The organism is Noviherbaspirillum malthae, from assembly GCF_015352985.1.
Lineage (GTDB): Bacteria > Pseudomonadota > Gammaproteobacteria > Burkholderiales > Burkholderiaceae_D > Noviherbaspirillum > Noviherbaspirillum malthae.
Genome location: NZ_JACYXF010000115.1, coordinates 1 through 12,473, shown reverse-complemented (window position 1 = coordinate 12,473; position 12,473 = coordinate 1). Strand labels below are relative to the sequence as shown.

The 12,473-nt window shown below is 54.3% G+C and carries 9 protein-coding genes; all 9 read left to right on the top strand.

The genetic code is table 11. From position 1 onward, the window contains the following. The first annotated feature begins 496 nt into the window (after positions 1 to 496). Entirely contained in the window at positions 497 to 1,939 is a 1,443-nt protein-coding gene (locus tag IGW03_RS36040; RefSeq protein WP_194727208.1) for an ISKra4 family transposase, read from the top strand. A gap of 202 nt (positions 1,940 to 2,141) precedes the next feature. After that, positions 2,142 to 2,936 carry a translesion DNA synthesis-associated protein ImuA gene (gene imuA, locus IGW03_RS36035; protein ID WP_194727207.1) on the top strand — a complete coding sequence of 265 codons (795 nt, stop codon included), beginning with the start codon at positions 2,142 to 2,144 and terminating at the stop codon, positions 2,934 to 2,936. Further along, positions 2,875 to 4,368, top strand: a complete 1,494-nt coding sequence (locus IGW03_RS36030; protein ID WP_194727206.1) for a Y-family DNA polymerase — start codon at positions 2,875 to 2,877, stop codon at positions 4,366 to 4,368. The genes imuA and IGW03_RS36030 overlap by 62 nt, the downstream gene beginning before the upstream one ends. An 11-nt stretch (positions 4,369 to 4,379) precedes the next feature. Then, a complete protein-coding gene (locus IGW03_RS36025) occupies positions 4,380 to 7,535 on the top strand; it encodes an error-prone DNA polymerase (RefSeq protein WP_194727205.1) in 3,156 nt (1,051 codons plus the stop codon). A gap of 15 nt (positions 7,536 to 7,550) precedes the next feature. Then, positions 7,551 to 8,108 carry a hypothetical protein gene (locus IGW03_RS36020; RefSeq protein ID WP_194727204.1) on the top strand — a complete coding sequence of 186 codons (558 nt, stop codon included), beginning with the start codon at positions 7,551 to 7,553 and terminating at the stop codon, positions 8,106 to 8,108. 270 nt (positions 8,109 to 8,378) lie between these two features. Further along, positions 8,379 to 8,708, top strand: a complete 330-nt coding sequence (locus IGW03_RS36015) for a helix-turn-helix domain-containing protein (protein ID WP_194727203.1) — start codon at positions 8,379 to 8,381, stop codon at positions 8,706 to 8,708. 634 nt (positions 8,709 to 9,342) lie between these two features. Next, positions 9,343 to 10,038, top strand: coding sequence for a hypothetical protein (locus tag IGW03_RS36010; protein ID WP_194727202.1), 696 nt, complete (start codon positions 9,343 to 9,345; stop codon positions 10,036 to 10,038). Positions 10,039 to 10,699: 661 nt separating this feature from the next. Then, positions 10,700 to 11,185 carry a hypothetical protein gene (locus IGW03_RS36005; protein ID WP_194727201.1) on the top strand — a complete coding sequence of 162 codons (486 nt, stop codon included), beginning with the start codon at positions 10,700 to 10,702 and terminating at the stop codon, positions 11,183 to 11,185. A 131-nt stretch (positions 11,186 to 11,316) separates the two neighbouring features. After that, entirely contained in the window at positions 11,317 to 12,093 is a 777-nt protein-coding gene (locus IGW03_RS36000) for a restriction endonuclease (protein WP_194727200.1), read from the top strand. The last annotated feature ends 380 nt before the right edge of the window (positions 12,094 to 12,473 follow it).

Sequence of the window (12,473 nt, the reverse complement as noted above, 5' to 3'; positions counted from 1 at the left end):
GAGTCCGATTACGTTATCTTGCTTCAAGGCGTATTCTTTCCTTGTAAGAGGTTGATGATTCCGGAAGAACCATCAAGAATACGCCGCCTCACTCCCTCACGTCATACACAACTTCCGAGCATAACTCCAGGTCACATGGCGAGATGTTGCTCTATATGCTTGATTTCAAAGAAGAAAGGTTTCCATGTGCCCTAAATACTACCCGATGACGCATGTTTTTGCGATGAATGATAATGGGAGTAACGCGTTCCACCGTTCATAGTATGGGTTCGTCCAATAAAGAGGGGGGAGGGCGTTTTCCTCCACCATCAACATAGTGGACGAAAACCCCCGGCATTTCATGCCACCAATACCTATCTGATGGCTTCGCGTCAGTAGGGTGAGCTCTGCGGTAACTCTCCACCCTGACGTAGAGGAGAGCAGTCAAAACTGGAGGCAATTATTCGAGCAGCTTTAGCGCTACACTAATTTCTCGCGGACAATCAGGGAGACAGAGATGAGGATAATCATCGAGGCGCGAATCGAAGACACTGCTGGCAGCAGCGAACCGATCCGGTTGGTTGAATTTGAACGAGCCGATGGCGAACTGAAGCAGTTGGGGCTGAGCCTAGCTGAAGGTAAAAGTCTGGTGTACGAAGCGCAGCGCGCTCTAGTCAACGCACAAGCGCACGGTTTTGCGGTCGCTTCCAGAACTTGCCTGCAGTGCGGCGCAGTCTTGTCGATCAAGGCAAAGCACACGATCCAATATCGAACGGTCTTCGGCAAGATGACACTTGACAGCCCCCAGCTGCGTGTCTGCAAGTGCAGTCAAGATATCAGCAGCAAGTCATTCAGCCCGCTTGCATTGGCACTACCGCGACGTGTCAGTCCTGAACTGGAATACCTTCAGGTCAAGTGGGCTGCGCACTTGCCGTATGCGGTTGCCACCACGCTCCTGAAAGAGACTTTGCCGGTCGATCAGGCGATCTCTACCTCGGGACTCAGGAATCGCGTATGGGCTGTCGGTCAAGAGCTGGACGACGCGGCCGAAAAGGCGATTCGTGGTGAGCGCGCTTATCCGCCTGCAGATAGCAAGGTCAAGATCGTTGCCCTGGCGGTGGATTCAGCATGGTTGCGCCACCGCCCGTCACGCCAGGAACAAGACGAAGCTAGACTTGCGCAGTATTACCCATCGAAGCGGGTTCCGCCAAATGGACGACACGTGAACATTATCGCTGGCCGGGCGGTTCACGAAGATGGCCGTTGTAAAGTGTATGGGTACGTCAACCGGGAGGTTACATCGGCAGCAACGCGTCTTGATCATTTTCTCTCGGAGCAGGGTGCTGCACGGGACCAAAAGATAACAATCGTCTCTGACGGCGCAGGTGAATTTGAAAAAGCGGTCGACGGATCCCAAAGGCCGTTGACCCGCATTCTGGACTGGTTTCACATTGCGATGAAATTTCGCGCGATCGAGCAATCGGCACAGAAGTTTCCGGACCTATTGGCACCCAACGGACGCTTGGTACAGGACGAAATCGCGTCAGCGAAATGGTTGACGTGGCATGGCAAAGGGGCTGAAGCAGTCGAACGACTGAAAAGCATCTATGACATGCTTGACCTCACGCCGGAGGACGCGGCGTACAGGGCGTTATCGTGGAATCTGCGCGGCACGTACTGGTACTTGGAATCCAATGCCCGATATCTGGTCAACTACGGATGGCGGTATCGGCGCGGCATGCCGATCAGCAGCAGCATCGCCGAATCGGCAGTCAACGAAGTCGTCAGCTTGCGTTGTGCGAAAAAGAGGCAGATGCGTTGGACTAACAAAGGAGCACACCTTCTCGTTCAGGTTCGAGTAGCGGTGCTAAACGGCGAGCTTAAAATGCGTGACATGCCTGATCGGCGGCGAAACGTCGCAGAGCAAAAGCATGACGGTCATTGGCAATGTGTTGCCTAGCAGTGCCTCTGGTTTTGACTGCTCTCCAAAATGATCAACTTTTAGTTCCGAGCGCTTTGGTTTCGCGAGGCTCGCCATCCGCCTTGAAGGCAGATGGCAGTTTACTTCTGACGAGGCGTCGCTATACTGCCGTAAACACTGTATAAAAACACATGTGTTTCGTGTCCATTTTGCAATACGGATAGTTATCGAAGAGGCAACCTTGTCAATCACATCGGGAAGCGACGGGACAGTAGCGGAGAAGCGCGACCGGTTTTTTGCGCTGGCAGATTCACTGCGGGACTCACTCTGGCGTGGCGATGCTCTAGGCAGAGTACGGGTGTCGACGGTCTCAAGCGGCTACCCGAGTCTGGATGCAGAATTGCCTGGCCAAGGGTGGAATACATCCGCTCTCACCGAAATCCTCTGGGGACAACAGGGCGGCGGCGAGTTTCGCATTCTGGCGCCGGCGTTGAAAGCGTTGTCGCAGACTGGCAAGGCCATCGTACTTTTGGGCTCGCCGCATGATTTGATTGCGCCGGCACTCGATCAGCTAGGGATCGATGTAAGGAACGTACTCATCGTCAATGCAGAAAAGCCCGCTGATCGCTTATGGACCGCCGAGCAAATCCTCAAGAGCGGTAGTGCAGGGGCGCTGATCAGCTGGAACCCGACGGCAAAGGCCGAGCATCTCCGTCGTTTGCAAGTCGCTGCGGCTAGCGCTGATGGTTTGACGTTCATCCTTCGTCCCGCAAACACCAGGCTTGAGGCTTCTCCAGCGCCATTACGCCTACAGTGCGATCCGGCGCCGTTTGGCCAACTGTCCGTGGATGTTTTCAAGCGTCGAGGACCGTCGGCGGCATCGCCGGTCCTGTTACCCGCATTTTTTCCTCCTTCAATGAAACGTGCGCTCGACCGAGCGCAGCGTAGCACTGCCGTTCCTGTTGAGACACCCTATGTGGATAGCCTCGTTTCTTCCCCAGTTGCCCCTCGATCTAGCGTTCCGACGCTGGCCTGAGGCGCTGCAGGAGAACCTGCGAGCCACTGTCCCGTTAGCCATCATCGAAGCAAAGCGAGTTGCCTGGGTCAGCCCGTATGCGAACGATTGTGGCATCGCTCCCGGCATGTCGGAGTCTGGTGCCCGTACACGATCGGCGAACGTGCTGTTGGTGCCGCGCGATATCGAGGCCGAAGAGAAGGCGCTGACCGAGGCTGCCTTGTGGGCGCTTCACTTCACGCCTGAGGTAGCGCTGTGGCCGTCAGGGCTACTGCTCGACGTCACTGCGAGCCTCAGATTGTTTGGCGGAGTCGCCACTATTATCGACCGGCTGAGAACTGGCTTTCAGGAGCTTGGGCTGTCCGCGAGCATCGCTGCGGCGCCGACGGCGACGGCCGCATGGTGGATTGCGCAGTACGATGACGGTGTCATGGCTGACCAGGACACCTACACGAATTTAATCGACTCGCTACCGATAACGCTTATTGAGCCGCTTCACCCTCATTCCGAGACATTGAAGGCCATTGGCTGCAAGACCGTAGGCCAGTTCAGAAGGCTTCCACGTGTTGGTGTCGTCAAACGCTTTGGGAAAGCTGCCCTGACCGACTTGGACCGCTGCTTCGGCGCTGAGCCGGAACTGATGGCATGGTATGAGGCACCTGAGCGATTCTGCCAACGCATTGAACTCGGCGCTCGCGTCGAAACAACCGAGTTGCTTTTGCATTCCGCACGCCGGCTGCTGATGCAAATGACCGGCTTTCTCACTGCCCGGTTCAGTGCAGTGACCCAATTTTCTTTGCTGCTGCATCATGAAACCGTTCGACTTGGCAAAAGCCCTACGACCAGGATAGACATCAAATTAGGCGCGGCAAGTCGCGACCTTGACCATTTGACGCTCTTGATGAAAGAGCATCTAGCGAAAGTCGTGCTCGAGTCGTCTGTCATCGAAATGACGTTGTCGGCCGATGAGCTTGAAGAGCGTGCCGCGCCCAATACCGAACTGTTCCCGACCGCGGCTAGCGAATCGGAGATGCTCGGCCGTCTGATTGAACGACTGACAAGCCGCCTGGGGCCCGATGCCGTTACGCGTATTGCAATCACCGCTGACCACCGACCGGAAAAGTGCACAGCCCACGTCGCTCCGATAGCGGGCAAGACTGCAAATGCCAAAAACGGGTTGTCAGGGGCATCCTTTCCACCGCGGCCGACCTGGTTGCTCAAAACACCGCTTCCATTGATTACCCGCCAAAACAAACCGTTTTATGGCGCACCGCTAAGGTTGCTGATCGGACCGGAGCGAATCGAAACGGGTTGGTGGGATGACGAAGTGATCGCACGCGACTATTTCGTAGCACTCAATGAAGCACTCCATCTGGTGCTGTGGGTGTATCGAGCTCGCATCAGCGCCGACGACGAAGAACCTGGCTGGTTCCTACACGGCTTTTTTGCATAAGGCCGCCCGGCATGTTCTCAATTCTGTCGGCGTACGCGGAGCTGCATTGCGTTTCCTGCTTCAGTTTTCTCCGTGGGGCCTCCCATCCAGAAGAACTGGTGGCGCGTGCCGCCAAGCTGGGCTACACTTCATTGGCCATCACCGATGACGGTTCGCTCGCCGGTGTTGTGCGAGCGCATGTCGAGGCTAAGAAGCACGGGTTGCATCTGATCATCGGTACGGAAATCACGCTGGAATGCGGATTGAAACTGGTCTTACTGGCCATGAATCGCGATGGCTACGGAAATATTGCCGAGTTGCTGACGATCGGCCGCCGGCGAGCCGCAAAGGGCTCTTATCTTCTGCGCCGTAGTGACATTCTCTTCAATGGAAAGCCTCCGCATGGGGCACCGCATCTGCGTAACATGATGGGGTGCTATGCCCTATACATCGGCAATCGCAGCGGTGCCGACGACGTATTGGTGGAGCAAGCGCAATGGATCGCCGATGCGTTCCCTGGCCGCGCTTCGATCGCAGTCGAACTTCAGCAGATGCCCGATGACGATATGTGGCAGGAGCGGCTTACGGCACTGTCCGACGCGACTAGTTTGCCGATGGTTGCCGCCGGCGACGTCCATATGCATGTGCGCTCGCGCAAGCCGCTCCACGACACAATCACTGCTATCAGGCTTGGCAAGTCGATCGCCGAGTGCGGTCTGGAACTTCATCCGAATGCAGAACAACATTTGCGCCAGAGGATCAGGCTCGGCCAGATCTATGCACGGACTCTCCTTGAACAGACGCTGGAGATTGCAGCGCGGTGTACCTTTTCGCTGGATGAGATCAGCTACCGCTACCCCGACGATATCGTACCTCCAGGTGAGACGCCAACCAGTCATTTGCGTCAGCTTACGTATCAGGGCGCGGCTCAACGGTACCCCAATGGAATCCCAGCGAAGATTCAGGAACTCATACTTCACGAATTGGAACTGATAGAGGAGCTCGAATTTGAGGTCTATTTCCTAGTTGCTGGGGATATCGTCGCATTTGCTCGTCGGCAGGGCATTCTTTGCCAAGGGAGGGGCAGCGCTGCAAACTCTGTGGTGGCCTATTGTCTGTTCATCACGGAGGTCGATCCCTCACGCCTGTATTTGCTCTTTGAACGCTTTGTCAGCAGGAGCCGCAAGAACGAGCCGCCGGACATTGACATCGATTTCGAACACGAGAAGCGAGAGATCGTGATTCAAGAAATCTACCGTCGGTACGGCCGCCATCGTGCGGCGCTCACTGGCGCCGTTATTACCTTCCGGCCTCGGTCTGCCATAAAAGATATAGGCAAGGCTCTTGGTATGGACTACGCGCAGCTGAATGCGCTGACCTCTTCACAGAATTGGTGGAACGGGAGCAGCATTGATCAGGAAGGCCTGCGCGAGCACGGGCTCGATCCAGAGTCTCCTATCGTTCAAAAATTGGTTGCCCTGAGTGAAACGCTACTCGGCTTTCCGCGTCAGCTGTCGCAGCACGTAGGTGGATTTGTCATCGCTCAGGACAGTTTATGCCGACTGGTGCCAATTGAGAATGCGGCAATGCAAGACCGGACCGTCATCGAGTTCGACAAAGACGACATTGAAGCGCTGAGATTCATCAAGGTCGACATCCTTGCTCTTGGCATTCTCTCAGCGATCCGCCGAGCGCTCGACATGATTAGCGAACGGAGTGGCGAAATCTTTACCTTACAAGACGTTCCGAGCGAAGATCCGGCAACGTACGACATGATTTGCCAAGCCGAGACCGTCGGAATTTTTCAGATCGAATCGCGGGCCCAACGCTCCATGCTCTTGAAGATGCAACCGCGGACGTTCTTTGACTTGGTAGTCGAGGTGGCACTCGTTCGGCCTGGACCAATCCACGGAGAGATGGTGCATCCCTACCTCCGCAGGAGACAAGGCCTTGAACCGGTCGACTATCCTAGCGAGGAAGTGCGCGAGATCCTCGGCCCGACGTTAGGAATACCAATCTTCCAGGAGCAGCTGATGCAGCTTGCAATGGCTTGCGGGGGATTCTCAGCGGATGATGCTGACCAGCTCCGGCGCGCGTTGGGTTCATGGAAGAAGAAAGGCCAGCTTGAGGAATATACGAACAAGTTGGTCACAGGAATGCTCGAGCGGGGTTATACCGAGGCCTACGCTCGAAAGATGTCGAAATTCGGGCAGGCGTTTGCCTCGTATAGCTTCCCTTTGAGCCATAGCGCGAGTTTCGCGTTACTGGTTTATGTGAGCGCGTGGCTCAAGTGCCACCAGCCGGCGATCTTCCTCGCAGCACTTTTGAACAGTCAACCGATGGGTTTTTATACACCTAGTCAGTTGATACAGGATGCGAAGCGATTTGGTGTCAAAGTGCGTCCAATCGACGTCACGATAAGTCAATGGGACTCTACGATAGAAGAGCGAGAGGGGTATCCCGGCGACGGTAGCGGACAGCCATTTGTCCGCTTGGGACTTCGGTTGGTAAAGGGATTGTCACTAGAAGGGGCGGACAATCTGACAATGGCGCGAGCAATGCAGCCGTTCTCCAGTATGGAAGACATGGCCAAGCGGGCTAACCTGTCGACCCACGATCTTCAAGCGTTGGCAAAGTCGAACGCGCTTGTCGAATTGGCCGGCCACCGCCGCCAAGCGGCGTGGGAAGTTGCGGGGATGCGGCCAATGCCCAAATTGCTACGCGATGCGCCGATCTATGAAGATTCGCTTGATCTGCCGGCGCCGACGGAAGGCGAGGAGATCGTAGCGGATTACCAAAGCACAGGCCTGACGCTAAGGCGGCACCCGCTGGCGCTACTTCGCGAGCGCTTTACCGCCATGAATCTCAGTAGTGCTAAGGAACTACAAACCTTTCCGGACCGGAAGCTGGCCCGAACAACTGGCATTGTCACCGGCCGCCAGCGACCGGGGACTGCAAACGGGGTAATGTTTGTCTCCATCGAGGACGAGACAGGAACGACGCAGGTGATTATCTGGCCGAGCCTGGTAGAAAAGCAGAAGAGGGAAGTGCTAAATGCGACACTGCTAACCGTGTATGGTGTCTGGCAGAGAGATGGGGCATCGACGCATCTGATTGCGCAGCGCCTTGTCGACCATACGGAGATGCTCGGCGCGCTTAGCATCATCAAGAGTCGTGATTTTCACTAGATGGAGATCGGTAAGATGAAATCAGTCATTTTCGGCTTAGGTGACAGCGGCGCCAAGCTCGCGCGCCGCATCAAAGAAGCGACTGGCATGCACGCGATTGCGCTCAACACCGACCAGCGCAGTGTTGAAAACACAAATCTGGATTATTGGATAGCGATCGGTCCGAAAAGTTGTCGCGGCAGGGCTGCCGGCAACCCACATCTAGGATTGCGAGCGGCGTCGGAATCCCAAAGCATATGGAGCCGCCATCTAGCGGAAATCGATACCTTGATAATGGCGGTCGGCTTGGGTGGTGGTGCCGGTACCGGCGCGGCGTTAGCTATTGGTGAATACGCTCGGCAGAAAGACATCAAGGTATATTGCGGCGCGACGCTTCCATTCGCATTTGAAGGCGCACGGCGGCAGTATGCATTCCAAGCCGTTGAACATCTTCGAAACTTTGGGGTGAAGGTTATTACTGAGTCCCATGAGGAGATGATGGAAAAAATGGGCCTCGCTGACTCCGATGTGCATGAGGTCCGAGATCACACCGATAAGGCGCTGCTGCTAAAAGTCCTATCTGCCATCGAATGACTTCGCTATCACCCGATTGCGAGAAGCAGCATGAGACTAAGACGATATAGCGCTAAATTGCAACACTAGCCAGACGTGGGCCTGATTGTCAGCCTGGTTTATGGCGCGGTACGTTGATGGGTGGCGGTGATTCTGCGATCATTGCTGACGGCTAAAGCGCTAGTCATTCAACGAAGCTCACTGGTCTCCAAATGACGCTGTCGACTCGTTGGCTCACACCCCGCTTTGGCTCGTGGTCACGGAACACCTAGCGACGTACTTGGATAGAGAATGATTACTGCAGATTACTTACAGGCCCTTCGAAGCAAACTTGGTATTACTGAGGTGAGCGATATCGCTAGACTGATTGGAGCATCACCGCATTCAGTGCGTTTGTACGAAAAAGGAAGTGTGCAGTTCGGTGACGAAGTGGCTGTGAGAGTGGCGAAGCTACTCGACGTGAATCCAAGTATCGTGCTGCTTGACATGTACATCGGTCGTTCTTCCAGCGAGGAAGCCCGCCTGTCGCTTATGCAAACGCGTGAAAGTCTTTTTGAAGCCGAGCGTGTGACGAAAGATTGCTGGAGGGCAGATACACCGAAGACGACGGAATTGTTTTAAGCCGCCGCGAAAGGCGCAGCGCAACCGAAGCGGTCGAGATAATTTCGAATATATAGGGTGGGAGCCGCGCAGGGTTGCCAGCGAAAAAGCGTCTATGTCGGCGACTACGTAGCGGTGGCGGCTCCGATCTGAAGCATCTGTTAGTCGACACTGTCCAGTAATAGACTGGCGTTCGCAAACCACCCTACGGCGAAGTACGCCGCGACGCTTCCCTTCGCATTTGAGACGGAGTGGCGGCAATATACCGTTGATGCCGTTGATCGTTTGAGAAACTTTGGTGCAAAATTCCTTACTGAGTGTGATGAGGACACGATGGGAGTCTTAGGCGTACCCGACTCAGAAACACACGAAACGCCCTTCTATACAAACAAGGCCTTCCTGAACAAGGTCACCGCGGCCATTGACTGACGCTCTGGCGCGGTAAGCGACATCTACGCTCATCTGTGCTTCAGCGCGTATGTCGTTGAGATTACCTGGTGTGACCTCAGCGATCGATTAGGCGCACTTTGACCTAGAAACACGTCTGCATCGCCCTAAATAAGCCATTTCGGGCTGTTTATAGTTCGTCGTAAAGATGTTCTACTTGAGAGAATTGAGCATTACGGACTTTGACGAATGACTTAAGGGAGAGGAAATGGCGACTACAACAGGTATGAAATTAGCGGATAAGGCAATGATGTCGCTTCTCAAGGAGGGCGCACCGATTTCGCTAGGTGTTCCAAAGTGGCTATTGTGGGCAGTCTGGACAGCCCCTGAATGTCATGGCGATGCAATGGCTGTGCTTGGGCCAAGGGCAGGTGAGGAAGACCCGAATCCCTTTCCTGATATGGATTTAGCAGGAACTTATGGAGCTAGGACTGGCTACCAATTCTCGTGGGGGTCAATAGCAGAGCATAGCGAGAAGGCCGATGACGATGGTACACCTGCGTCTATTGGGTTTTCCGTGATGCCAGAAATCATATTGCAAAAGTTTCCAGAGGCCGATTTACTAGCAGTGGCGATGACCGAACTGTATTGGCGACACCCTAAGAAAAATCCGCGATATGAACCTGAAGAGGGCAGCGGCAGCTGGGACACCATAGATTTTGTTGCGTTTGGCAAGGATCGGGCCCCATTAAGGGTATGGATGCACGATGTCTTTCTTCCATCGATACTTCCAGATCTGCTAGCTGCTTGTGAGGTTATTGCCGATGCTTTCACAAATAAGGGTGCTGAGGAAGTTCGACAGGCCATGGCATCGTTAGGGATAACCATGCCAGTCACCACAGGTGATCAAACACAACCCGAAGCACTGGAACACCTGGTTCACACATCAGACACAGTCCATTAGACAGACCTTCAGTAGTTCTAAACAGGTTCTCTAGGATGCCCGCCTTTAGGGCAATAGATGGCCACACCAATGAGGGAGGTCTTGCTTCGCCTCCCAAACGTTATATGCTCAGCCTACGATACGGTCTTTCAATTAGAGCACAATGGAAAAATCCTTCACCTTCACCTATATCCTTCTGTCCAGTGATTCCTCCTTTGTCATATTTGTCGCAGCGCTGGCCATGTTCATAGGCGGCCTTTTGCACGAATTCGGCCATTGGGGAGCGGCCCGATTGGTGGGGATTCGGACCGCTCGGCTGACGTTCCAAAGACCACCACTTGAAGACATAGCCGCTTCCCGGTCTCTCCTGCAAAAAATGCCGGTATTGGGAGTCGACCTCAACGCCACTGAATTCCTAAGCGTATCGATCAGGCGCCGACAATTCGTCTTCGCGGCAGGTACCGTTATGGACATTTTAGTAGGATTGGCGGTATGGGGCTGGTACTCCGGTCTTAGCCAGGGGGGCATAGTCTCGATTGGAATTATGCTTGGCGCCGCTATGCGAGTATGTATCTGTTGGATTAATATCCTGCCTCTGTGGGGCATCCGGAACGATGGATGGAGAATGCGGCATCCAAACGAGAGTAGCTGACCATTCATATAACTTTGGACAAACCAATTTGTGACTCATCTAGAACAACTTATCGCGGAGTACTACAACTGGCAGGGTTTTCTCGTCAAACAAAACATCAAGGTGGGCCGCCGGCCCGCCGGCGGCTGGGAGATGGAACTAGATGTCGTAGCCTACCATCCCCACGATTGCCGGCTTATTCATGTTGAGGCGTCATTGGATGCAGATCCTTGGACGAAGCGGGAAGAACGCTACGCAAAAAAGTTCGAGATAGGTGAAAAGTACATCCTGAATGAGGTTTTCACGTGGCTTCCCCCAGATACTAAAATTGAGCGACTAGCTATTTTCCCGTCTGCGCCGCAAGGTCGCACACAAATTGCCGGCGCACGCCTTCGCTCCATCGACGGATTCATGAAAGAGGTAAGAGACGAAGTTATGGCGTGCAAAGTGATGGCAAAGGAAGCAATTCCTGAGCAGTACCCGCTCCTGCGGACAATGCAGCTGACTTTGAAGGGCTATCATCGGCGGGTCGACTAATGGCCTGCAGGTAACCATCATCGGCGCCACAACGTGCCTCGGACCATTGCCGGGCTAGAAGCGAACGCAATGATGTTCCTGGCCAGAAGGCGTACTAGAATCTCAGGCATCGTGTCATAAAAAGGCCCTAGATGGAACCGGTTGCAATAGTCCTTACCCTTCTGTTGGTTATCTTCGTGGCCATATTTGGCTGGAAGGTAGGCACCCCAATTGCTGTAGTCCTCGTCTGCGCATTATTATTCTGGGGCTGGGGTAGGGTCGCCAAGCGTAAAGAAGCGGACATCGAATTATCAAAAGACCTGATCGAAAAGCATGTCCGTGAACTCGCGATGAAGCGACGTCAGATGACGTATGCCGGGTCTTACGGCGTGGCGCAGACGGGGCGGTGGGAGAAGGAACAGCGTAAGTTTGTCGACACGGTTATCAGGCCGGCCCGCCAACGTCCCTTATCAATAGATCAGGCGGCGATCAACACCTTGATCGAATCAGCTCTCGATGAGTACGTGGCCAGGACGCCGATGACAGATGAACCTCCGGAGGACCTTAACGGGGTCGGATACGAGATCTACTGTGCGGAACAACTTCGGAAGACGGGTTGGGAGGCGCAAACGACCGTGGCGACAGGGGACCAGGGTGGCGACCTAATTGCGACCAAAGGGGCTATCCGGCTTGTGGTTCAATGTAAGTATTTCTCAACCAGTAAGGTTGGAAACAAGGCTGTTCAGCAGGCAGCTACCGCAAGACCTTTTTATGAAGCAACCTACGCAGCCGTAATCAGCAATGCAGACTATACCCCGGCAGCTCGACAACTTGCGAAGGCTTCCAATGTGCTGCTACTGCACCACTATGATATCGCCGAGTTGGATTCGATAATCCTGCAGACCGCCGCCGATCAGGATCGGGCGTGACTCTCAAATTCTTCGCACTGTTACGGTAACTTGGCGGTTTCGGCCAGCGGAGACCTGTCAACACCGCATTTCACTGCTAAATACGGAATAACTAGCTGTCTATAATGCGACGCAGCGCAAATGACCTATGGAAAAATCGAGATGAATAGTTACTCGATAATATGGGAGAAATCCCTATGGACGGTCAGGATTTTGTGAGTGCGGTGGAAGCATACCGCGCCGACGTTTAAAAAAACGTAAGCGCCCGGCCATCCTTTCAATTACCCACAATTTCTAACGCAAGTTCAAATCCGAGTTCAATCTCGGTCAGTCGAGCCAGCCCTCGCCAGATGACTATATTGCCCGGTGGAGGATCGCGTGATCTGCCGAGATAGCCTCCA